At 71.7% G+C, this 20,714-nt stretch carries 21 protein-coding genes; 12 read left to right on the top strand and 9 right to left on the bottom strand.

Annotated elements, in window-relative coordinates:
• Positions 1-65 precede the first annotated feature (65 nt).
• From ACZ56L_RS30590 to ACZ56L_RS30605, 4 genes are all read left to right on the top strand, one after another.
• Entirely contained in the window at positions 66-1,064 is a 999-nt protein-coding gene (locus ACZ56L_RS30590; protein WP_401755838.1) for an ABC transporter ATP-binding protein, read from the top strand.
• A 1-nt stretch (position 1,065) separates the two neighbouring features.
• Complete coding sequence (locus tag ACZ56L_RS30595; RefSeq protein WP_345228378.1) at positions 1,066-1,836, top strand: ABC transporter permease; 771 nt, start codon at positions 1,066-1,068, stop codon at positions 1,834-1,836.
• A gap of 203 nt (positions 1,837-2,039) precedes the next feature.
• Complete coding sequence (locus ACZ56L_RS30600; protein WP_468690289.1) at positions 2,040-3,278, top strand: ABC transporter ATP-binding protein; 1,239 nt, start codon at positions 2,040-2,042, stop codon at positions 3,276-3,278.
• Positions 3,275-4,138 carry an ABC transporter permease gene (locus tag ACZ56L_RS30605; RefSeq protein ID WP_468690282.1) on the top strand — a complete coding sequence of 288 codons (864 nt, stop codon included), beginning with the start codon at positions 3,275-3,277 and terminating at the stop codon, positions 4,136-4,138. Before ACZ56L_RS30600 ends, ACZ56L_RS30605 begins: the two co-directional genes overlap by 4 nt.
• Before the next feature lie 62 nt (positions 4,139-4,200).
• Here the strand turns inward: ACZ56L_RS30605 and ACZ56L_RS30610 are convergent, their stop codons facing one another.
• A complete protein-coding gene (locus tag ACZ56L_RS30610; RefSeq protein ID WP_345228381.1) occupies positions 4,201-4,536 on the bottom strand; it encodes an ATP/GTP-binding protein in 336 nt (111 codons plus the stop codon).
• A 215-nt stretch (positions 4,537-4,751) separates the two neighbouring features.
• Between ACZ56L_RS30610 and ACZ56L_RS30615 the strand changes: the two genes are divergently transcribed.
• On the top strand, positions 4,752-5,780 hold the full coding sequence (locus ACZ56L_RS30615; protein WP_345228382.1) for an LLM class flavin-dependent oxidoreductase: 1,029 nt from the start codon (positions 4,752-4,754) through the stop codon (positions 5,778-5,780).
• Positions 5,781-5,999: 219 nt separating this feature from the next.
• Here the strand turns inward: ACZ56L_RS30615 and ACZ56L_RS30620 are convergent, their stop codons facing one another.
• The gene (locus ACZ56L_RS30620; protein WP_345228383.1) at positions 6,000-6,392 is read right to left on the bottom strand and encodes an SCO5389 family protein; all 393 of its coding nucleotides are present in this window, start codon (positions 6,390-6,392) and stop codon (positions 6,000-6,002) included.
• Positions 6,393-6,626: 234 nt separating this feature from the next.
• Between ACZ56L_RS30620 and nucS the strand changes: the two genes are divergently transcribed.
• Positions 6,627-7,298 (top strand): endonuclease NucS, encoded by a 672-nt coding sequence (nucS, locus tag ACZ56L_RS30625; RefSeq protein ID WP_345228384.1) that lies wholly within the window; start codon positions 6,627-6,629, stop codon positions 7,296-7,298.
• A gap of 115 nt (positions 7,299-7,413) precedes the next feature.
• On the opposite strand, the gene ACZ56L_RS30630 is transcribed toward nucS, so the two are convergent.
• The 4 genes from ACZ56L_RS30630 to ACZ56L_RS30645 form a co-directional block, all read right to left on the bottom strand.
• Positions 7,414-10,089, bottom strand: a complete 2,676-nt coding sequence (locus tag ACZ56L_RS30630; RefSeq protein ID WP_471067702.1) for an ATP-binding protein — start codon at positions 10,087-10,089, stop codon at positions 7,414-7,416.
• A 266-nt stretch (positions 10,090-10,355) separates the two neighbouring features.
• Positions 10,356-10,679 carry an STAS domain-containing protein gene (locus ACZ56L_RS30635; RefSeq protein ID WP_345228386.1) on the bottom strand — a complete coding sequence of 108 codons (324 nt, stop codon included), beginning with the start codon at positions 10,677-10,679 and terminating at the stop codon, positions 10,356-10,358.
• Positions 10,680-10,857: 178 nt separating this feature from the next.
• On the bottom strand, positions 10,858-11,706 hold the full coding sequence (locus ACZ56L_RS30640; protein ID WP_345228387.1) for a 3-hydroxyacyl-CoA dehydrogenase family protein: 849 nt from the start codon (positions 11,704-11,706) through the stop codon (positions 10,858-10,860).
• A 169-nt stretch (positions 11,707-11,875) separates the two neighbouring features.
• Positions 11,876-12,511: a TetR/AcrR family transcriptional regulator gene (locus tag ACZ56L_RS30645; protein WP_468690271.1), complete on the bottom strand. Its 636-nt coding sequence runs from the start codon at positions 12,509-12,511 to the stop codon at positions 11,876-11,878.
• A gap of 100 nt (positions 12,512-12,611) precedes the next feature.
• On the opposite strand from ACZ56L_RS30645, the gene ACZ56L_RS30650 reads away from it, so the two are divergent.
• Genes ACZ56L_RS30650 through ACZ56L_RS30660 form a run of 3 tightly spaced genes read left to right on the top strand, consistent with a single transcriptional unit; the run spans position 12,612 to position 14,776 of the window.
• Positions 12,612-13,418 (top strand): ABC transporter ATP-binding protein, encoded by an 807-nt coding sequence (locus ACZ56L_RS30650; protein WP_471067706.1) that lies wholly within the window; start codon positions 12,612-12,614, stop codon positions 13,416-13,418.
• A gap of 13 nt (positions 13,419-13,431) precedes the next feature.
• Positions 13,432-14,187, top strand: coding sequence for an ABC transporter permease (locus tag ACZ56L_RS30655; RefSeq protein WP_345228390.1), 756 nt, complete (start codon positions 13,432-13,434; stop codon positions 14,185-14,187).
• Positions 14,188-14,203: 16 nt separating this feature from the next.
• Positions 14,204-14,776, top strand: coding sequence for a cob(I)yrinic acid a,c-diamide adenosyltransferase (locus tag ACZ56L_RS30660; protein WP_471067709.1), 573 nt, complete (start codon positions 14,204-14,206; stop codon positions 14,774-14,776).
• A gap of 104 nt (positions 14,777-14,880) precedes the next feature.
• Here the strand turns inward: ACZ56L_RS30660 and ACZ56L_RS30665 are convergent, their stop codons facing one another.
• Complete coding sequence (locus ACZ56L_RS30665; RefSeq protein WP_471067712.1) at positions 14,881-15,474, bottom strand: hypothetical protein; 594 nt, start codon at positions 15,472-15,474, stop codon at positions 14,881-14,883.
• A 161-nt stretch (positions 15,475-15,635) separates the two neighbouring features.
• On the opposite strand from ACZ56L_RS30665, the gene ACZ56L_RS30670 reads away from it, so the two are divergent.
• From ACZ56L_RS30670 to ACZ56L_RS30680, 3 genes are all read left to right on the top strand, one after another.
• The gene (locus tag ACZ56L_RS30670; RefSeq protein ID WP_471067716.1) at positions 15,636-16,859 is read left to right on the top strand and encodes a sensor histidine kinase; all 1,224 of its coding nucleotides are present in this window, start codon (positions 15,636-15,638) and stop codon (positions 16,857-16,859) included.
• The gene (locus ACZ56L_RS30675) at positions 16,856-17,533 is read left to right on the top strand and encodes a response regulator transcription factor (RefSeq protein WP_345228394.1); all 678 of its coding nucleotides are present in this window, start codon (positions 16,856-16,858) and stop codon (positions 17,531-17,533) included. Before ACZ56L_RS30670 ends, ACZ56L_RS30675 begins: the two co-directional genes overlap by 4 nt.
• 199 nt (positions 17,534-17,732) lie before the next feature.
• Complete coding sequence (locus ACZ56L_RS30680; RefSeq protein WP_401755871.1) at positions 17,733-19,583, top strand: glycosyl hydrolase family 18 protein; 1,851 nt, start codon at positions 17,733-17,735, stop codon at positions 19,581-19,583.
• 104 nt (positions 19,584-19,687) lie between these two features.
• On the opposite strand, the gene ACZ56L_RS30685 is transcribed toward ACZ56L_RS30680, so the two are convergent.
• The gene (locus ACZ56L_RS30685) at positions 19,688-20,134 is read right to left on the bottom strand and encodes a DUF2550 domain-containing protein (RefSeq protein ID WP_345228396.1); all 447 of its coding nucleotides are present in this window, start codon (positions 20,132-20,134) and stop codon (positions 19,688-19,690) included.
• A gap of 166 nt (positions 20,135-20,300) precedes the next feature.
• Positions 20,301-20,675 carry a F0F1 ATP synthase subunit epsilon gene (locus tag ACZ56L_RS30690; protein ID WP_345228397.1) on the bottom strand — a complete coding sequence of 125 codons (375 nt, stop codon included), beginning with the start codon at positions 20,673-20,675 and terminating at the stop codon, positions 20,301-20,303.
• Positions 20,676-20,714: the final 39 nt, after the last annotated feature.

Below are 20,714 nucleotides of genomic sequence, written 5' to 3' on the forward strand. Positions count from 1 at the left end.
TACGCCCCGTGCCCTCCGTCACCATTCCGGTGGCGGGGGGTTTCGTACGCCCTTAGCGTGTCCGCATGATTGAGGTAACGGGACTGTCGAAGCGGTACGGACCGAAGCTGGCCGTCGACGACCTCACCTTCCAGGTGCGCCCGGGCATCGTCACCGGGTTCCTGGGTCCCAACGGGGCGGGCAAGTCGACCACGATGCGCATGATGCTGGACCTGGACCGGCCCACCGCCGGGGCCGTCCGCATCGACGGCAGGCGCTACACGGACCTCAAGGACCCGCTGACGCACGTGGGGGCCCTGCTGGACGCCAAGGCGCTGCACGGCGGCAGGAGCGCGTACCACCACCTGCTGTGCCTGGCGCAGAGCAACGGCATCCCGTCCTCCCGGGTCGGCGAGGTGCTGGACACGGTCGGGCTGACGGCCGTCGCGAAGAAGCGCTCGAAGGGCTTCTCGCTGGGCATGGGGCAGCGTCTGGGCATCGCGGGCGCGCTGCTCGGGGACCCGCAGATCCTGATGTTCGACGAGCCGGTGAACGGCCTCGACCCCGAGGGCATCCACTGGATCCGCAACCTGATGAAGTCCCTCGCCTCGCAGGGCCGCACCGTCTTCGTCTCCTCGCACCTGATGAGCGAGATGGCGCTGACCGCCGACCACCTGGTCGTCATCGGGCAGGGCCGGCTGCTCGCGGACACCTCGATGGCCGACTTCATCCGTACCAATTCCCGGTCGTACGTACGGCTGCGCAGCCCCCAGCAGGAGCGGTTGCGGGACGTGCTGCACCAGGCCGGGATCACCGCGGTGACGGCCGGGAACGGCACGCTGGAGGTCGACGGGGCGGGGTCGGAGCAGCTCGGTGAGCTCGCCGCCCGGCATCAGCTCGTACTCCACGAGCTCAGTCCGCAACAGGCTTCGCTGGAAGAGGCGTTCATGCAGCTCACGGCCGGTTCGGTCGAGTACCACGCGCACACGGAACCGGCTTCGCCCGCGTCCGGGCCGGGCTGGGGAGCGCCCCGGACGGACTCCGGGGCCTCCGAGGACCGGGGATCGACCGGAGGCGGGAACTGACATGGCGGTCGCCCAGGTATTGACGTCGGAATGGACCAAGATCAAATCGGTGCGTTCCACGGTGTGGACACTCACGACGGCCTTCGTGTTCACGGTCGGACTCGGCTTTCTGATCAGCCTGTTGTCCAAGGACCAGTTCTCGAAGATGAATGCGCAGGAGCGGCAGTTCATCGATCCGACGCTGACGAGTTTCGCGGGGACGAGTCTCGGCCAGCTCGCAATGATCGTTTTCGGGGTGCTGGTCGTCGGTAACGAATACAGCACCGGAATGATCCGCACCTCCCTGGCCGCGGTGCCCCGGCGCGGCGCTTTCCTGTTCAGCAAGATCGGAATTGCCACGCTGCTGGCGTTCGTGGTGGCGCTGGCGACGAGCTTCGTGACGTTTTTCGTCGGGCAGGCGGCGCTCGGGGAGTTCAAGGCGTCGCTCGGCGATCCGGGAGTGCTGCGGGCGGTGATCGGCGCGGCGCTCTACATGACGCTGATCGCGGTCTTCGCGATGGGCGTGGCGACGGTCCTGCGCTCGCCGATGCTGTCGCTGGGCATCCTGATGCCGGTCTTCTTCCTGATCGCGCCGATCCTGGGCAGCGTGGAGGCCACCCGGAAGATCGCCCAGTACCTTCCCGACCAGGCGGGCATCAAGATCATGCAGGTGGTGGCGCCGGAGAACGACGTCGCACCGTACGGACCGTGGGGCGGCTTCGCGATCATGGCGGCCTGGGCGGCGCTTGCGGTGCTGTGCGGCTGGCTGGTGCTGCGGAACCGGGACGCGTGAGCGGGGCCGCCGCGCCGCGGGCCCGCTGCCCGTCGGCGTGAACACCGCTCTCCCGCATCCGGCCCTCCCCCTCCGAACACCCGTTCTTGGCCGGAACGGGCCACCCCTGGTTAAGCTCCTACTGCTTACGGGGGCAAGACGGATCACCGCACACGACCAGGCGCGTGATCGTGGCCCCGACAACCTGTCGATGGGGCTGGAGAATGATCGAGGCAGTCGGCCTGACCAAGCGCTACGGCGCGAAGACAGCCGTGTACAACCTTTCCTTCCAGGTGCGGCCGGGAACCGTCACCGGCTTCCTGGGGCCCAACGGCTCCGGCAAGTCCACCACCATGCGCATGATCCTCGGCCTCGACCGTCCCACCGCGGGCCGTGTCACCATCGGCGGCCACGCCTTCCGCGACCTGCCCAACGCGCCCCGCCAGGTCGGCGCGCTGCTGGACGCCAAGGCCGTGCACGGCGGCCGCAGCGCCCGCAACCACCTGCTCTCGCTGGCCCAGCTCTCCGGCATCCCGGCGAGCCGGGTCGACGAGGTGCTGGGCGTCGTGGGCCTCCAGGAGGTCGCCAAGAAGCGCTCCAAGGGGTTCTCGCTCGGCATGGGCCAGCGTCTGGGCATCGCCGCCGCCCTGCTCGGCGACCCGCAGGTGCTGCTCTTCGACGAGCCGGTCAACGGCCTCGACCCGGAGGGCATCCTGTGGGTGCGCAACCTGATGAAGATGCTGGCCTCCGAGGGCCGCACCGTCTTCGTCTCCTCGCACCTGATGAGCGAGATGGCGCTGACCGCCGAGCACCTCATCGTGATCGGCCGCGGGCAGCTCCTCGCCGACATGAGCGTCAGGGAGTTCATCGCCGCCAACTCCGCCGGTTTCGCCCGGGTGCGCACCCCGCACACCGATCCGGCCCAGCGGGAGAAGCTGACCGGCGTGCTCACCGAGGCGGGCGGCCACGTCCTGCCGGAACAGGACGGGGCGCTGCGCGTCACGGGTCTCGCGCTGCCGCGCATCGCCGATCTCGCGCACGAGGCGGACGTACGGCTGTGGGAACTCGCCCCGCACCAGGCCTCGCTGGAGGAGGCGTACATGCGGATGACGCAGGGGGCGGTCGACTACCGGTCCACCGACGACCAGCTCGCGGGCTTCGCTGCGCAGCAGGGCGCGGACGGCGTGCTGCCGGGCGTGCTCCCGGGCGCGCAGGCCGCCGTGCCGCAGGAGGCTCCGCAGCAGGGCTGGTACGCGCCCCCGCCCCCGCAGCCGGGCGTGCCGCACCCGGGAGTGCCGGGCCCGGCGCCGGGCGCGCCCGGTCCCGTACCGCCGGACCAGAACCCGTACGCGCGGCCCGTGCCGCCCGCCCAGGCGCCCGCGCCCACTCCCCCGGCCGCCGCGCCGACGACGCCCCCGAGCCTCAGCAAGAGCGACGACACCACCCCCGAGGACGCCCGATGACGACTCCCTCGACCCCGCACCCGCAGCAGTACGGAAGCGTCGCCGCCCCCGAGCCGCACGGGCAGGGGCAGCGGACCGGTTACGTCTCCCCCGTGCCGCTGCGCCGGGCCACCCTGACGGACGCGCTCGCCTCGGAGTGGACGAAGATCCGTTCCGTGCGCTCCACCCTGTGGAGCTTCGGCGTCATGCTCGCGCTGGTCCTCGGCATCGGCACGCTGATCGGCGTCGCGCTCTCCCGGTCCGACCTGCCGGAGGGCGGATCGGCGATCGCCCTCGGCTTCGTCGGGGTGCTGCTCGGCATCATGCCGGTGATGACGCTCGGCGTGATGACGATCTCCTCCGAGTACGGCACGGGCATGATCCGTACGACCCTGACCGCCTGCCCCAGCCGGGCGCGCGTGCTGGCGGCGAAGGCGATCGTCTTCGCGGCGCTGACCTTCGTCGTCTCGCTGGTCGCCACCGCGCTCGTCTCGGCGATCCTGGTCGGTACCCTCGGCGGCCGCACCACCGCCCCGATGTGGGGGTGGGCGACGGTGGGCGTCAGCGTGTACGTCGCCCTGATCGGCCTCTTCGCGCTCGCGATCGGCGCGCTGCTGCGGCACTCGGCGGGCTCGATCACCCTGATGATCGGCTTCGTGCTGCTGCCGCTGGTGCTGGCCCTGTTCCTGGCCGCGACGCCGCTGGGCGGCCTCCAGACCTTCCTGCTGGAGTACTCCATCCCCAGCCAGCTCGGCGTCTTCTACGGCACGGCGATGGCCCAGGACGCGCCGGGCGGCTGGGAGGCGCTGGGCATCATGGGCGGCCTGACGGCGCTCTTCCTGGGGCTCGCGTTCTTCCTGCAGGACCGCCGGGACGTCTGACGGGCGAAACACTGATGCGCTGACACGCCGGCGTGCCGACGCCGTGACGGGGTGGCGCCGGCTCAGTGCCGGGGCGCGTTCCGGGACCGCTGCACCTTCGTGGTGCGGCGGTCCTTCGCGTTCCAGCAGGCCTTGTGCCAGTGCCGGCGGTCGTCGACGCCGCCGTAGTCGGGCCAGGCCACCACGTGCGGAACGCCGGAGGGGATCTCCTGGTCGCAGCCGGGGCAGCGGTAGCTCTTGCCCCGCGCACTGGCCCCGGCCACCTGGCGCACCAGCCACTCCTCGCCCTGCCAGGTCTCCGTGCGCTGGAGTCCGTAACGGTCCGGTGAGCCACCGGCGCCTCCGCTGTTCGCGGTCGGATACTCGCCGCCTCGGGGGCGGTTGCGGCGCGGGGACACGTAGCACCTCATGGGGCCGTACGGGCAGGTTTCCTCCAGCCTAGGCCCAACCGGCGGGGGTAGGCGTACCACTGAAGTGGGTACCGCGGAACTCCCGGCGCGCGACCGACCGGAAAATCACAAGAACTTTGCGCGGGCCCGTGCCTTTGGCACTTGTCAGACGTTAATGCCAATGGGGGATCGCCGATTTCGGAGCCTGAAGGAGGCAGAGGGCGATGCACATTGGAGCTTTTGTACTGGCGGCCCAGTTCCCTGGTCAGGGGCAGGGGGAGACGCTGCACCGGGCCGTGCGGACGGCCGAGGTCGCGGAGGAGGCCGGGCTGGACTCGGTCTGGCTGGCCGAGCACCACTTCGTTCCGTACGGGGTGTGCCCGTCCGCGGTGACGCTGGCCGCGCTCATGCTCGGCCGCACCCGCCGGCTGCGGGTCGGCACGGCGGTGACCGTGCTGCCGACCGCGCACCCGGTCAACGTGGCGGAGCAGGCGGCCCTGCTGCACCTGACATCGGGCGGACGGTTCTCGCTCGGGGTGGGGCGCGGCGGGCCCTGGGTCGACCTGGAGGTCTTCGGCAGCGGGCTGAAGGCGTACGAGGAGGGCTTCCCGGAGGCGCTGGACCTGGTGCTGCGCTGGCTGCGCGAGCCGCGGGTCGGGGCGGACGGGGAGCGTTACAAGTTCCGGGAAGTGGCGGTCGTACCGCGCCCGGACGAGCAGTTGGAGGGCGCGCCCGGACCCGAGGTCGTCGTCGCGTGCACCTCGCCCAGGAGCGTGCGGCTGGCCGCCGAGCGCGGGCTGCCGATGCTGCTGGGCATGCACTGCGGCGACGAGGACAAGGCGGAGATGACCGCCCTGTGGCGGCGGTGCGCACGCGAGGCGGGCCGCAGCGCCGAGGAGATCGCCCTCGTGGGCCATGTCTCGGCGGGCGTCGCGCAGATCGCCGACAGCACGGCGGACGCGCGCGAGATCCTCGCCAAGTCGATGCCCGGCTGGCTGAAGCAGGGCCTCGACGCCCATGTCACGGTCGACGGCCGGCACCGCGCGATGCGCGATCCGGTGGAGTACACGGAGAAGCTGTGCGAGCTGCACCCGGTGGGGACGCCGCAGTTGGCGGCGGACCGGCTGGCGGCGACCGCCGAGCGGACCGGCATCACCCGCTTCGCCCTGCTCACCGAGGGGTCGGGCGACCTGGCCTGCACGGAGCAGAACGTCAGGCGGCTGGGCGGCGAGGTCCGGGACCTGCTCGCGTGAGACACGGGTGCGGCACCTGCTCGCGCGGGGCGGCGGCGCGCCGGCTGCCGGACGCGCGAGACCGGGCTCGTGTCCCCGTCCCCCTCGTCTCCTCGTGGCTCATCTTTCGTCGTACGCCTCGTACGTCCTCTGCGCCTCGTCCTCCTCGCACCGAAGGCCGGGGGCTGCCGCCCCTGGGTCAGTACACCTCCCGCGACACGGGAGCGGCAGCCTCACACGTCAGCAGTCCCGCAGTTCCGGCGACTGGTTGAGCAACTGGCCGCGGATCGAGGTGAAGCGGGCGAGCCGCTCGTCGACCGAGGAGTCCAGCGGGAACACCGCGACACGGTGACAGTTCTGGAACGCGAGACGTACTCCGAAGTGGCGTTCGAGCGATCCGCGGATCGCGTCGCTCGCCAGGGCGCGCAGCAACTGGCCGCGGGCCTGCTCGTCGGGGGGCGGCGTCTGGTTGTCGGCGAACTGGCCGCCGTCGACCTTCAACTGGGCCACCAGCGAGCTGATCATCTCCCACGCGAAAGGCAGGGAGGTCCGGACGCAGTCGACGAAGTCGGCTTCGTCGACCTCGCCTCGCTCGGCCTGTTCCAACAGTGCCGGTGAGACGTCGAGCGACATGGGTTCTCCTCTCGCGACCCCGCACCGAGACGGGGTCTTCCGGGCAGGGCAGGAGGCGGCCACGCAGCGTGCACGCACGGCGACCTCCTGCTTCCACCGTAAGCGCGGCACCCTTGCCGCGACAGGGGATTGCGCACACAACCGGCCACCGGGGGAAGCACGTCCGCGCTCTGCGAAGCGTGCCTTACAGGGCGAATCGCGCCCACCCCGTGTCGTGAAGTAGCGTTGCTCCCCATGCGTCTCGTCATCGCCCGTTGCTCCGTGGACTACGCGGGCAGGCTCACCGCCCATCTGCCCTCCGCCCCCCGTCTGATCCTGGTGAAGGCGGACGGCAGCGTCTCCATTCACGCGGACGACAGGGCGTACAAGCCGCTCAACTGGATGTCGCCGCCGTGCACCCTCAAGGAGGGCACCGGTGACGAAGCCGGTGTCTGGACGGTGATCAACAAAGCGGGCGAGAAACTGATCATCACGATGGAGGAAGTCCTCCACGATTCGTCGTACGTCCTGGGCACCGACCCGGGGCTCATCAAGGACGGCGTGGAAGCGCACCTCCAGGAGCTCCTCGCGGACCGCATCGAGACCCTGGGCGAGGGCTACACGCTGATCCGCCGCGAGTACATGACGGCGATCGGCCCGGTCGACATCCTCTGCCGGGACGCCGACGGCGCCACGGTGGCCGTCGAGCTGAAGCGGCGCGGCGACATCGACGGCGTCGAGCAGCTCACCCGCTACCTCGAACTCCTCAACCGCGACCCGCACTTGGCCCCGGTGACGGGCGTCTTCGCCGCCCAGGAGATCAAGCCGCAGGCCCGTGTGCTGGCCACCGACCGCGGCATCCGCTGCCTGGTCCTGGACTACAACGCGATGCGCGGCATCGAGGACGACAAGCTGCGGCTGTTCTGACCCCCGGGCCGCCCCGCCCGCACCCCCTCGATCGGACACGACGCACGAAACGGTGGCGGCCCGCCTGACTCCAGGCGGGCCGCCACCGTTCTCCTCTTCGCGCGCGTACGGGCCGCTAGGCGATCGTGCCCGAGGGCGAGTTCCCGCCGGACGACGAGGCCGGGGGCTTGTCGTCCGTGGGCGGGGGCTCCACCGGCGAGGACGGCGGGTCCGTCTTGGGGTCCGTCGGTTCCGGGTCCGTGGTCGTCGGCGGATCGGTCGGCTTGGTGGGCGGGTCCGTCGGCTTGGTGGGCGGATCGGTCGGCTTGGTCGGCGGGTCCGTCGGTTTCGTCGGCGGATCGGTCGGCCTGGTCGGCGGGTCCGTCGGCTTGGTGGGCGGGTCCGTGGGCTTGTCGCTGGTCGGCGGTGCGGTGGTGCCCGGCTTCCCGCCGGGCTTGCCGGTCGGTCCCGGGTCGCTGGTCGCGCCGGGGGTGACCCGGCCCCGGCTGGTGGAGTCGGCGGCGGGGACGCCGGGCTCGGCGGGGCCCTTGACGCCGCCACCGCCCGCGCCGCCGCCACCGGTGGCGCCGTTGCCCGAGGTCCCGTCGGCCCGGTCGGCGTCGAGGCCGCCCCGGCCGGAGTCCTCGTTGGCGGACTGCTGCGGGGACACCCGCTCGCCGATGCCGTCCTTGTTGCCGGTGGCGCCCAGGGTGACCACGGTGCCGAGCACCGCGACCAGCAGCGCGCCCGCCCCGGCCGCGACCAGGTTGCGCCGGGCGCCGCTGAGCATCGACTGCCTGCTCGGCGCACCGGAGCCCGCCGCGGAGGGGCTGCGGCGGATGACCACGGCCGCGTGCGTGTCGGGGAGTTCGGCCCCGGCCGGCGGAGCGGTGACCCCGGCGGGCGGCGACGCGGACTCCTCGTACCGGGCGGCGGGCATCTCCTCGCCGGCCGAGGGCGAGCCGTACCCGTCGTAGTCGGACTCGAAGGGGTTGAACGGGCTGTCGAAGGGTGAGCGCGACGCCGTGCCCGACACCGACCCCGACACCGGGCCCGGTGCGGACAGCACCAGCGGCGGCAGTCCCGCTCCCCCGCTGCGGTCGGTGACCAGCGCCAGGGCGCGCCGGGCGGCGACCGTGCCCCGGCGGTCGGCGAGGGCGCCGCGCAGCCCGACCGAGGTCTCCAACTCGGCCCGAGCACGGTCGAGTTGACCGGTGCAGAGGGCGAGGATGCCCAGCTCGTGGTGGAAGTACGCCTCCTCGGCGACCTCGCCGGCGATCCGGGACGCCTCCGCGCCCGTGCGCAGGGAACGCTCCCAAGCCCCCCACTGCATGCCCGCCGCGAACGCGGGCGCGGCCGTGCGGGCCAGCAGCACGGCGGCGCTCGGGTGCCCCGACTCCGTGCCCGGCACGAGGGCGGAGAGCGCGGCCAGCACGGCGTCCGCCTCGGCGCTGACGCGCTCCGCGGTCACCGAGGGGTGTCCGGCCCACCAGGCGTAGTGCTGGGCGGCGGTCAGCGCGTGCTCGACGGCGTCCTCGCCGTACCCGGCGTTCTCCAACTGCACGGCGGCCCCGGCGGCCAGCCGGTGGTTCGCCCCGGAGGCGGACAGCAGCCCGCACGCGACGAGCTCGCCCAGCGCGGCGTCCGCGTGGGTGTCGCCGACCAGTGCGGGCAGGTGCGCCCGGTGCGGGACCTCGCCGCCGAGCGCCAGCGCGATGCGCAGCGTGGCCCGGGCGGACTCGCTGAGCCGGGCGGCCAGCGGGGCGACGGGGGCGATGCCCTCGGCGAGGGTGGGCAGCGGTACGTCGTGCCCGTCCTCGGCGTCGAGGGGCGCGTCCTGCGGCGTCCCGGTGGCGTCTTCGTGCGCGTCGAAGGCGCTGGGGCCGGCGCGCAGCGCGTCGCGCTGCCGCAGCAGTGCCCCGGCCTGCACGAAGCGCAGCGGCAGCCCCTCCGACTCGAACCAGAGGTCGCCCGCCCAGTTGGCCTCCTCGTCGGTGAGCGGCCGGCCGACGGCCAGTTCCAGGAGTTCCAGCGAGGAGCCCCGGCCGAGCCCGCCGAGCAGCACCTCTTCGAGGCGGCCGGCCGGGAGGCCTGCGGCGGTCTCGGGCGTGACGGCGAACAGGAACGCGCACTCGGGCGTGGCCCGGAGCAGTTCCTCCAGCCCTTCCGCGCCGATCTCCAGGTCGTCCACGACGACGACCGCGCCGATCTCGTGGACGCGGCCGAGCAGTTCGTCGCGGTCGGGGCGGTGCAGCGGGGCCCGGAAGACGGCGGCGAACAGGTCGTGCAGCAGTTCCGCCGCGGTGCGCCGGTGCCCGGACAGCCGTACGACGCCGTCCGGTGCGAGTTCCGCGCACTCCTCGGCGACCGCGTCGAGCAGTGCGGTGCGGCCGGAGCCCGGCGAGCCGACCAGCCGCACGGAACGCCCGCGCGACAGCAGCCCCACCAGCCGCTCGCGCTCCTCCTGCCGCTCCAGGAGCGGCAGTTCGGGCCCGGCGGCGCCCGGCGGCACCGGCGGCTTGGCCGCGCGCGCGAGTTCGGCGCGGTCGACGGCCGGACGGCGCACGGGCACGGCGGGCCGCTCGCCCGGCGGGCACGGCTCTATCTCGCTCCCGTCGACCGGGTTGACGGTCAGCAGGAAGTCCCCGGACGTGAACTGGACGGTGCGGGCGAGCGAGTGCGGCCCGCCCTGCGCGAGATCGCGGGTGACGGGGTCGCGGTGCACCGGGGCGCGTTCGCGCTCCCGCGCGCCGTCCGGTATGCCCCGTTCGTCGTGGTTGCGGATGTTGTCCTGACCGCGCTCTTCAGACATGGTCAAAGCCCCCCAGATGCGTTGCGTGCTGACTGCCCCTCCCGGCCTTTCGCACGCTCGCTGTCGCTTCTGGTCCGGTGCCCGCCGACGTGGGTGCATCCATTGCATGGGCTCGTCAAGCGGCAGGCGACCGAACCCTAGACCTTCGCACATTATCTACGAACGTCCGGGGCCCCGGGGGGCCGGGCACGTCACAGTCCTGTGAGGATTGCGCCGCCGGGCGGCCCTCGCCGGGGCGCACGGGACGGGCCCCGCCCGGAGGGGTCTCAGACCCGCGGCAGCGAGTCCGCCGCGAGTCCGCCCTCGATCGCCAGGATCCGGTGCAGCCGGGTCGCCACGAGCAGCCGCTGCATCTGCGGGGGCACTCCGCGCAGCACCAGCCGCCGGCCGCACCGGCCGGCTCTGCGGTGGGCGCCCATGATGACGCCGAGCCCGGCGGCGTCCCAGGAGTCCAGCTCGGTCAGGTCGAGCACGAGGTCGCCGGCGCCGTCGTCGACGGCCGAGTGCAGGACCGTACGGGCGTCCGCCGCGCTGCGGACGTCGAGGCGGCCCCCGACGACCAGCTCGACGTGATCGCCCCTGATGTGCATGTGCGCTCCCCGAGAGTGCGTGTCCGTGACGCCGTGACGTCTACGTCATCTTTTTTCTTTCCATCAACTGACTGCTGTACGGGCAGATAAGTTGCCGTCTGTAAGCGAATCGATACCGAATTCACCCGCAGGGGTGAAGACCGTGCCCGTTATGACACGGTTCCGCTCCCGTACCGGCTCAGTGCTTGTAGAAGCCCTGGCCGCTCTTGCGCCCGATGTCGCCCGCGTCGACCATGCGCCGCATCAGCTCCGGCGGCGCGAACTTCTCGTCCTGCGACTCGGTGTAGATGTTGCCGGTGGCGTGCAGCAGGATGTCGACGCCGGTGAGGTCCGCGGTGGCGAGCGGGCCCATCGCGTGGCCGAAGCCCAGCTTGCAGGCGAGGTCGATGTCCTCGGCGCTGGCCACGCCCGACTCGTACAGCTTGGCGGCCTCGACGACGAGCGCGGAGATCAGACGGGTCGTCACGAAGCCGGCCACGTCGCGGTTGACGACGATGCAGGTCTTGCCGACCGACTCGGCGAACTCGCGGGTCTTCGCGAGGGTCTCGTCGCTCGTCTTGTAGCCGCGCACCAGCTCGCAGAGCTGCATCATCGGCACCGGCGAGAAGAAGTGCGCGCCGACGACCCGCTCCGGGCGCTCCGTCACGGCCGCGATCTTGGTGATCGGGATGGCGGAGGTGTTGGAGGCGAGCACGGTGTCCTCGCGGACCAGCTTGTCGAGGGTGCGGAAGATCTCGTGCTTGATCTCCAGCTTCTCGAACACGGCCTCCACGACGATGTCCACGTCCGCCACGGCGTCCAGGTCGGTGGTCGTGGTGATCCGGCCGAGGGCGGCCCCGGCGTCCTCGGCGGACAGCCTGCCCTTGCTCACGAACTTGTCGTACGACGCCTTGATGCCGTCCGTGCCGCGGGTCAGGGCCGCGTCCGTCACATCGCGCAGGACCACCTCCCAGCCCGCCTGGGCCGAGACCTGGGCGATGCCCGATCCCATGAGACCGGCACCGATGACGGCGAGCTTCCTGGCCACTGCACACTCCCTCTGACTGCCGCGCCGACTGCCGCGAGCACGCGCGTATTCGTTGTCCTGTGGCGGAGGCTATCGCCGGATCGGGCCGCTGGGGCGGCGAAGAGATGCGCGTCACGTCTCAGATGACGGACATCACACTGGTACGCGCCGGCGCGCGGGGCCCGGGGCGTCAGGCCGCGTCCCGCACGGCGTAGTTGAGCACCGGTGCGCTCAACAGCCCCTCCATGTCGTCCAGGAGGCCCAGCGCCTCCCGCGACACCTCGGCGGGCGCGCGCCCCTTGACCATCTCGCGGCCGATCCACGCCATCAGCGTCGAGTGCACCCAGCAGATCTGTCCGGCGACCAGCTCCGGCATGTCGTCCTCGGCCCCGGTCTCCTCGCCCAGCGCCCGCTGGAGGTTCTCCAGCGACTCCTGCTGGATGTACCAGAGCCGGGAGCGCAGGGTGTGGGCGCCGTGCACGACCTTCAGGAAGCGGTCGTAGCCCGCCATGAGGCCGACCCGCGGCGAGACGGCCTCCACCTCGGAGCGCAGTTCGCGCAGGACGGCGGCGGCCGCGGACTCGCCCCGGTCCCGCCCCCTGACGTACCGGGCGAGGAGGTCGACGACGCCCGCGCTGCGGTCGAAGAACAGGTCCTCCTTGGCCGGGAAGTAGTTGTAGACGGTGTTGACGGAGACGTCGCAGGCGGCGGCGATCTCGGCGATCGTCACCGCGTCGAAGCCCTTGTCCAGGAACAGCCCGGTGGCCACGTCGGAGATGTACTGCCTGGTCTGCCGCTTCTTGCGCTCTCTCAGTCCCTCAGCCATGCGGCCATCGTACGCAGCGTCCTTGAACCGACTGGAAACTTGCACCCTCTTAATTTTTGGGGTGATTGCAAATTTAGCCCGTCTCTGTTTTTCTGGAGCCATGACAGCGAACGAAGTCCCGCCCGCGGTCGTCAGCACCACGGGCCTCGCCCGCACCTTCACGACCGCGGCAGGCCCGGTCGAGGCGGTCCGCGGCATCGACCTGACCGTCCGCCGGGGCGAGATCCTCGGCTTCCTGGGCCCCAACGGCGCGGGCAAGACCACCACCCTGCGGATGCTCACCACGCTCCTCGCCCCCACCGGCGGCACCGCCACGGTCGCCGGCTGCGACCTGCTCACCGACCCCACGGGCGTGCGGCGGAAGATCGGCTACATCGCCCAGTCCGGCGGCGTGGACCCGCACGTCCCGGTCCGCGAGGAGCTGGTCACCCAGGGCCGCCTCTACCGCCTCACCCGCGCCCAGGCGACCGCGCGGGCCGAGGAGCTGGCCCACGAACTGGACCTCACCGGCTTCCTGGACCGCGACTGCTCCGCCCTCTCCGGCGGGCAGCGGCGGCGTCTGGACATCGCGATGGGCCTCACCCACCGCCCGGAGGTCCTCTTCCTCGACGAGCCGACGACCGGTCTCGACCCGGGGGGCCGCAGCGACCTGTGGGACCTGGTGCGCCGCCTGCGGGACACGTACGGCACGACGGTGGTCCTCACCACCCACTACCTGGACGAGGCCGACGCGCTCTCCGACCGGCTGGTGATCATCGACAAGGGCCGGGTCGCCGCCGACGACACCCCCCGCGCGCTCAAGGCCCGCCACGCGGGCTCGCCCGACGCCTCCCTCCAGGACACCTTCCTGGCCATCACCGGACGCGCCGCCCCGGCGCCGAAGGACAACACGCCCGCAGCGGTCTAAGGGGAACACCGAGATGCCCTCCGTACTCAGCGACACCTCGATCGTCCTCGGCCGCTATCTGCGGCAGACGATGCGCTCGAAGTTCCAGATCTTCTTCGGCGTCCTCATGCCGCTGCTCTACCTGCTCTTCTTCGGCCCGCTCCTCACCGACCTCCCCCTCGCCTCCAAGGGCGACTCCTGGCAGGTCCTGGTACCCGGCCTGCTCCTGCAACTCGGCCTGTTCGGGGCCTCGTTCGCAGGATTCGCGCTGATCCTGGACAAGGGGACGGGCGTGGTGGAGCGGATGCGGGTCACCCCGGTCAGCCGGCTCGCGCTGCTCCTGGGCCGGGTGCTGCGGGACACGGTCCTCTTCGTCTTCCAGGCGGTACTGCTGGTGGCGGCGGCCCTGCTGATGGGGCTGCGCGCACCGCTCGCCGGGATCCTGATCGGCTTCGCGTTCGTCGCGGTGCTCACCGTCGCACTCGCGTCGCTCTCGTACACGCTGGCGATGAAGGTGGCGACGCCGCAGGGGTTCGGGCCGGTGGTGAACGCGGTCTCGATGCCGGCGATCCTGCTGTCCGGCCTGATGCTCCCCATGGCGCTGGCGCCGACCTGGCTGGACGTCCTCTCCCACTTCATGCCGTTCCGGTACCTGGTGGACGCGGTGCGGTCGGCGTACGTCGGCGAGTACGCGAACACCACGATGCTGTACGGAGTCCTGGTGGCCGTCGCCTTCACGGGCCTGGCGGTGTTCGCGGGCACCCGGGAGTTCCGCCGGGCGGGCGCGTGATGGCTACCCTCGGGGCATGGTCAATCTGACGCGCATCTACACCCGTACCGGCGACAAGGGCACCACCGCGCTGGGCGACATGAGCCGCACCGCGAAGACGGATCTGCGGATCTCGGCCTACGCGGACGCGAACGAGGCGAACGCGGTGATCGGGACGGCGATCGCCCTGGGGAACCTGAACGAGGACGTGGTCAAGGTCCTCACCCGCATCCAGAACGACCTCTTCGACGTGGGCGCGGACCTGTCCACCCCGGTGGTCGCGGACCCCGAGTACCCGCCCCTGCGCGTGGAGCAGTCCTACATCGACAAACTCGAAGCGGACTGCGACACCTACCTCGCGGACCTGGAGAAGCTCCGCTCCTTCATCCTCCCGGCCGGAACGCCGGGGGCCGCCCTGCTCCACCATGCCTGCACGGTCGTCCGGCGCGCGGAGCGCTCGACCTGGGCGGCCTTCGAGGTGCACGGCGACACGATGAACCCGCTCACCGCCACCTACCTCAACCGGCTCTCCGACCTGCTCTTCATCCTGGCCCGCACCGCCAACAAGTCCGTCGGCGACGTGCTGTGGGTGCCGGGCGGCGAGCGGTAGGCCAGGCGGAGCGGCAGGTCAGGCGGGGCGGTACGCCTGAAGGGCGGCCCCGGGCGTGCGGCTCTCCGCGCGCCCGGGGCCGGGTACCGCCGCTGCCACCGGCCTCAGCGCTCGGTGAACGCCCCCGGCCGCTGGACGCGCTCCGGCTCCCGCAGGGCCGTCCCCTCCGGCTCCTTCTTCGGGAAGAAGGTGTAGGCGGCCGCGATGATCACGTTGATCAGCGCCACGACCCCCATCCGCTGCTGCCACCACCGCAGGGAGGAGACGTCGCCGCTCTCCCCCACCAGCCACACGGCCCCCTGCAACAGCCCCGCCGCGATCGCGCACGCCAGAATCCACCGCGCCGCCGACTGCAGCTCGAACTTCGTGCGTCCCCACCCGTACTTCGGCGGCTTCACCGGCGGCGGCCCGCCCGCGTACCGGTGGGCGAAGCGCGCGTCCATCCACCGGATCACCCGGTGCGCCATGACCACCGTGAAGCCGATGTAGACCGCCGCCAGACCGTGCTTCCAGTCCGGCCGCGCCCCGTTGCGCAGGTCGAGCACGGTCACCACGAGCAGCACGACCTCCAGCAGCGGCTCGCACAGCAGCACCGCCGCCCCCAGCCGGGGCATCTTCGCCAGGTACCGCAGCCCGAGTCCCGCCAACAGCAGCACCCAGAAGCCCACTTCACACGCGACGACCAGTGCGACGATCACGACAGCAGCTCCTCCCGTACGCACTCCGGTGAGCGCACTCCCACGATCGCCCGTACGCCCCTGGCCGTACATCGTCACCAGTGACGAAACCCCACTGCATCCTTCGGTGTACCCCGGCTTCGGCCCGCGCGGGGAGGACGCGCCGGGAAGATCCGTGTTGGATGGGAGGCGTGCCCCTCCGCCGCCCGCCCTTCCGCCCGCACCGCGACGACGTCCTGCTCGCCGTGTGCAGTTGGCTGGGCGGACTGCTGCTGTGGCTGCTGGGCCTCTACAGCCAGGGGAACCGCGACCTGCTCCCCGCCTGGGTGACCCTGCTCCCCCTGACCCTGCTCGCCGCGCTGGAGCTGATCCGCAGGTCTTCTCCGCAGCTCGCCCTGGTCCTCGCCACCCTGGGAGTGGTCGCGGACCAGTTCACCCGGGGCAACCTCGCCACCGTGATCATGTTCGCGGACATCGTGTACGCAGCCGTCGTCTACGGCACGCCCTCGGCCGCCCGGCGCATCCCGATCACCACGGGCATGATCACGCTGATCACGACCATCGGCTTCGTCGCCTGGTTCAGGACGGCGGAGGCCCTGCTGTTCGGCCTGATCGTCGCCGCGGTCAGCTTCGCGCCCGCCCTGACCGGCGTCACCCTGCGCAACCACCGCCAGGCCGCCGACGCCGCCCGGCTGCGCGCCGAGCAGACCGCCCTGCTCGCCGAGATCGACCACAACCAGGCCGTCCTCGCCGAGCGCACGAGGATGGCCCGGGAGCTGCACGACATGGTGGCGAACCACCTCTCCGCCATCGCCATCCACTCCACCGCGGCCCTCTCCATCGACACCCCCGAGACCTCCTCCCGCGCCCTCGCCGTGATCCGGGAGAACAGCGTCCAGGGCCTGGCCGAAATGCGCCGGCTGATCGGACTGCTCCGGGCGGGCGGCGAGAGCGAGGAACCGGCCGCCGCCCCCACCCTCGACGGGCTCGACGCGCTGCTGGCGCAGTCCCGGGCCTTCGCCGCGGACACCGGGCTGGCCTTCGCGCTCGACGACGCCCGGCCGCCGGGGCTGAAGCTGCCGACGCCGGTCGAGCTGGCCGCGTACCGGATCGTCCAGGAGTCCCTGACCAACGCCCTCAAGCACGCGTCCCCCGGCCCGGTCACCGTCGCGCTCACGCACGCGGACGACACCCTGACGGTGACCGTGACCAGCCCGTACGACGGCGACCGCGCGGGCCCGCGCGCCCCCGGCTCCGGAGCGGGCCTGGTGGGCATGGAGGAGCGGGTGGCGCTCCTCCACGGCGTGCTCGCGACGGGGCCCGTCCCCGGCCCGGACGGCACGAAGACCTGGCAGGTGCGGGCCGAACTGCCCGCCGAGGACAACAGCAAGGAGCTGCCCATATGAACGCCGAACCCCGAGGAGAGGGCCGGGTGCGGGTGCTCGTCGCCGAGGACCAGTCAGCGGTGCGGGCGGGACTCGTCCTCATCCTGGGCAGCGCCCCCGACATCGAGGTCGTCGGCGAGGCCGCGGACGGCGAGGAGGCCGTGCGCCTGGCCCGTGAGCTGCGCCCCGACCTGGTCCTGATGGACGTCCAGATGCCGCGCCTGGACGGGGTGTCGGCGACGCGGCAGGTCGTCGACGGCGGTTTCGCCGACGTGCTCGTCCTGACCACTTTCGATCTCGACGCGTACGTCTTCGGGGCGCTGCGGGCCGGCGCGGCGGGCTTCCTGCTGAAGAACACCGAGGCCAAGGACCTGCTGGAGGCGGTGCGGACCGTGGCGCGCGGCGAGGGCCTGATCGCGCCCGCCGTGACCCGGCGGCTGATCGCGGAGTTCGCCGCGCCCGCCCCCGCGCGCCGCGAGGACGCTCCCGATCCGGCCGTGCTGGACCCGCTGACCCGGCGCGAGCGGGAGGTGCTGGCGCGGCTCGGCGAGGGGCTGTCCAACGCGGAGATCGCGGTGCGCCTCGACATGGCGGAGGCCACCGTCAAGACGCATGTCAGCCGGCTTCTGGGCAAGCTCGGGCTGCGGAGCAGGGTCCAGGCGGCGGTCCTCTCACAGGAGTTGGGGCTCTCCTGAAACGGTGCCGGGTCCCGAACGGGAGTTCCCCTTCTCTGGTCCAGACCTCTTGACGATTGGTCCAGACCTTGGCACGCTCGCCGCACTGTGTGGTGAGCACGCCAAGGCCCGCCTCCCCATCTCCATCCGGGCCGTGGCGTGTTCACCGGGCGGCGCAGGTCCCACCCCCGTCATGTCGGACCTCTCTCGGGAGCAACCCTTGAGTACAGCAACCCCCACGCGACAGCGCTACAGAACACGCATCGCGGCCACGCTCACCGCACTCGCCCTTCCCCTCGCCGCGATGGTCGGCCTGGCCTCCCCCGCCCAGGCCGCCCCCTCGGCCACGGCGACGTACACCAAGAAGTCGGACTGGGGCACGGGCTTCGAAGGCTCGTGGACCGTGAAGAACACGGGCACCACCACCCTGTCCTCCTGGACCGTGGAGTGGGACTTCCCCACCGGCACCAAGGCCGGCTCGGCCTGGGACGCCACGCTCACCTCCGCCGGCAACCACTACACGGCCAAGAACCTCTCCTGGAACGGGACCCTGGCACCCGGCGCCGCCGTCACCTTCGGCTTCAACGGCACCGGCCCCGGCAACCCGTCGGGCTGCAAGCTCAACGGCGGCTCCTGCGACGGCGGTTCCCAGCCCGGCGACACCGCCCCGACCGCCCCCGGCACCCCGGTCGCGAGCGACATCAAGGACACCTCGGCCAAGCTGACCTGGACCGCCGCCACGGACGACAAGGGCGTCAAGAACTACGACGTCCTGCGCGACGGCAAGGCGGTCGCCACCGTCACGGGCCTGACGTACACCGACAACGCCCTGGCCAAGGGCACCAGTTACTCCTACGCCGTCCAGGCCCGCGACACCGCCGACCAGACCGGTCCGGCCAGCGGATCGGTCACGGTGAAGACCACCGGCGACGACGGCGGCCCCGGCCCCCAGCCCGGTGACCAGGTCAAGCTGGGCTACTTCACCAACTGGGGCGTCTACGGCCGCAACTACCACGTCAAGAACCTGGTGACGTCCGGCTCCGCCGCCAAGATCACGCACATCAACTACGCCTTCGGCAACGTCCAGGGCGGCAAGTGCACCATCGGCGACGCCTTCGCGGACTACGACAAGGCGTACACCGCCGACCAGTCGGTCGACGGCGTCGCCGACACCTGGGACCAGCCGCTGCGCGGCAACTTCAACCAGTTGCGCAAGCTGAAGGCCAAGTACCCGCACATCAAGGTGATCTGGTCGTTCGGCGGCTGGACCTGGTCCGGCGGCTTCGGTGACGCGGCCAAGAACCCGGCCGCCTTCGCGGACTCCTGCTACAAGCTGGTCGAGGACCCGCGCTGGGCGGACGTCTTCGACGGCATCGACATCGACTGGGAGTACCCGAACGCCTGCGGTCTCACCTGTGACACCAGCGGCCCGGCCGCCCTCGGCAACCTGGCCTCCGCGCTGCGCACCAAGTTCGGCGCGAGCAACCTGGTCACCGCGGCCATCTCCGCCGACGGCTCGGACGGCGGCAAGCTCGACCTCGCCGACTACGGAACCGCCGCCAAGTCCTTCGACTGGTACAACGTGATGACGTACGACTTCTTCGGCGCCTGGGACGCGAAGGGCCCGACCGCCCCGCACTCCCCGCTGACCTCGTACACCGGCATCCCGAAGGCGGGTTACACCTCCGCCGAGGCCATCGCCAAGCTCAAGGCCAAGGGCGTCCCCGCCAAGAAGCTGCTGCTCGGCATCGGCTTCTACGGCCGCGGCTGGACCGGCGTCACCCAGAAGGAGCCGGGCGGCACCGCCACCGGCCCGGCCGCCGGAACGTACGAGCAGGGCATCGAGGACTACAAGGTCCTCAAGGCGAGCTGCCCCTCGAACGGCACCGTCGCCGGCACGGCCTACGCCCACTGCGGCACCAACTGGTGGAGCTACGACACCCCGGCGACCATCACCTCGAAGATGGCCTGGTCCAAGGCACAGGGCCTGGGCGGCGCCTTCTTCTGGGAGTTCAGCGGTGACACCGCCAACGGCGAGCTGGTCTCGGCGATCGACTCCGGCCTGAAGTAGCCCGCAGGGCACGACGAAGGACTCCCCCCATGGGAAAAGCCGGGGGAGACGGGACCGCTCCCCGTCTCCCCCGGCTTTCGTCCGTACGAAGTACCTCGCCCGGTCTACGCCACATTGACTCGTTGCCCCGGCGGCGCCGCCTCCAGCCACGCCAGGAACCCGGTGAGCGCGTCCTCGCTCATCGCCAGCTCCAGGCGCGTACCGCGGTGGACGCAGCCCAGGATGTGCGCGTCGGACAGCAGCGCCAGCTCCTCCTCGCCCTCCGGGGCCCGGCGCGCGACGACCTCGATGGCCGAACGCTCCAGGACGCGGCGGGGCTTGGGGGCGTAGCTGAAGACCCGGAACCAGGCGATCCGGTCACCGCTGTAGCGGGCCACGCCGTACACCCAGCCCTTGCCGGACCGGTCCGACTCCTCGGGGGTGTCCCAGCGCAGCGAGCAGTCGAAGGTGCCGCCGGAGCGCTGGATCAGCCTCCGGCGCAACCCGAAGACGAACAGCCCCACCAGCACCAGCAGGACGACAGAGCCGCACACAAGCAGAGCGAGGATCATCTCCTACGACCTCCTCGCCTCATCCAGTACCGCTACGGAAAAGCACTTCAGCACTACAACACCACGCGACGGCGTCCGCTTCCGCATCCGCGTCAGCCGCGACCCGTCCTGGAAGTATCCAGTACGAGCCGCGGCTGAGGGCGGATCACGTGGGGTGAGGCAGGACTCAGTGTCCCGCCACCGCGCGCAGACGGACGTCGGCGCGACGCTCGGCGGCGGAGTCGTCCGCCGCCTTCGCCGCTTCCAGCGCCCGCTCGGCGCGCGCCGTGTCGATCTCGTCGGCCAGCTCGGCGATCTCCGCGAGCAGCGACAGCTTGTTGTCGGCGAACGAGATGAAACCGCCGTGGACGGCGGCGACGACGGTGCCGCCCTCGCTCGTACGGATGGTCACCGGGCCCGATTCCAGCACACCCAGAAGCGGCTGGTGACCGGGCATGACGCCGATGTCGCCGGACGTGGTGCGCGCGACGACCAGGGTGGCCTCGCCGGACCAGACGTTGCGGTCCGCTGCGACCAGCTCGACGTGCAGCTCAGCAGCCAAGGGTGGCTCCTCGGGTCACCACCCGGCAGTGGCTGCCGG

The organism is Streptomyces sp. NPDC039736 (genome assembly GCF_055596485.1).

Coding starts and splice junctions, on each gene's coding strand:
- ACZ56L_RS30590 (WP_401755838.1), top strand. CDS start 66: ATGATTGAGGTAACGGGACTGTCGAAGCGGTACGGACCGAAGCTGGCC.
- ACZ56L_RS30595 (WP_345228378.1), top strand. CDS start 1,066: ATGGCGGTCGCCCAGGTATTGACGTCGGAATGGACCAAGATCAAATCG.
- ACZ56L_RS30600 (WP_468690289.1), top strand. CDS start 2,040: ATGATCGAGGCAGTCGGCCTGACCAAGCGCTACGGCGCGAAGACAGCC.
- ACZ56L_RS30605 (WP_468690282.1), top strand. CDS start 3,275: ATGACGACTCCCTCGACCCCGCACCCGCAGCAGTACGGAAGCGTCGCC.
- ACZ56L_RS30615 (WP_345228382.1), top strand. CDS start 4,752: ATGCACATTGGAGCTTTTGTACTGGCGGCCCAGTTCCCTGGTCAGGGG.
- ACZ56L_RS30620 (WP_345228383.1), bottom strand. CDS start 6,392: ATGTCGCTCGACGTCTCACCGGCACTGTTGGAACAGGCCGAGCGAGGC.
- nucS (WP_345228384.1), top strand. CDS start 6,627: ATGCGTCTCGTCATCGCCCGTTGCTCCGTGGACTACGCGGGCAGGCTC.
- ACZ56L_RS30630 (WP_471067702.1), bottom strand. CDS start 10,089: ATGTCTGAAGAGCGCGGTCAGGACAACATCCGCAACCACGACGAACGG.
- ACZ56L_RS30635 (WP_345228386.1), bottom strand. CDS start 10,679: ATGCACATCAGGGGCGATCACGTCGAGCTGGTCGTCGGGGGCCGCCTC.
- ACZ56L_RS30645 (WP_468690271.1), bottom strand. CDS start 12,511: ATGGCTGAGGGACTGAGAGAGCGCAAGAAGCGGCAGACCAGGCAGTAC.
- ACZ56L_RS30650 (WP_471067706.1), top strand. CDS start 12,612: ATGACAGCGAACGAAGTCCCGCCCGCGGTCGTCAGCACCACGGGCCTC.
- ACZ56L_RS30655 (WP_345228390.1), top strand. CDS start 13,432: ATGCCCTCCGTACTCAGCGACACCTCGATCGTCCTCGGCCGCTATCTG.
- ACZ56L_RS30660 (WP_471067709.1), top strand. CDS start 14,204: ATGGTCAATCTGACGCGCATCTACACCCGTACCGGCGACAAGGGCACC.
- ACZ56L_RS30670 (WP_471067716.1), top strand. CDS start 15,636: ATGGGAGGCGTGCCCCTCCGCCGCCCGCCCTTCCGCCCGCACCGCGAC.
- ACZ56L_RS30675 (WP_345228394.1), top strand. CDS start 16,856: ATGAACGCCGAACCCCGAGGAGAGGGCCGGGTGCGGGTGCTCGTCGCC.
- ACZ56L_RS30685 (WP_345228396.1), bottom strand. CDS start 20,134: ATGATCCTCGCTCTGCTTGTGTGCGGCTCTGTCGTCCTGCTGGTGCTG.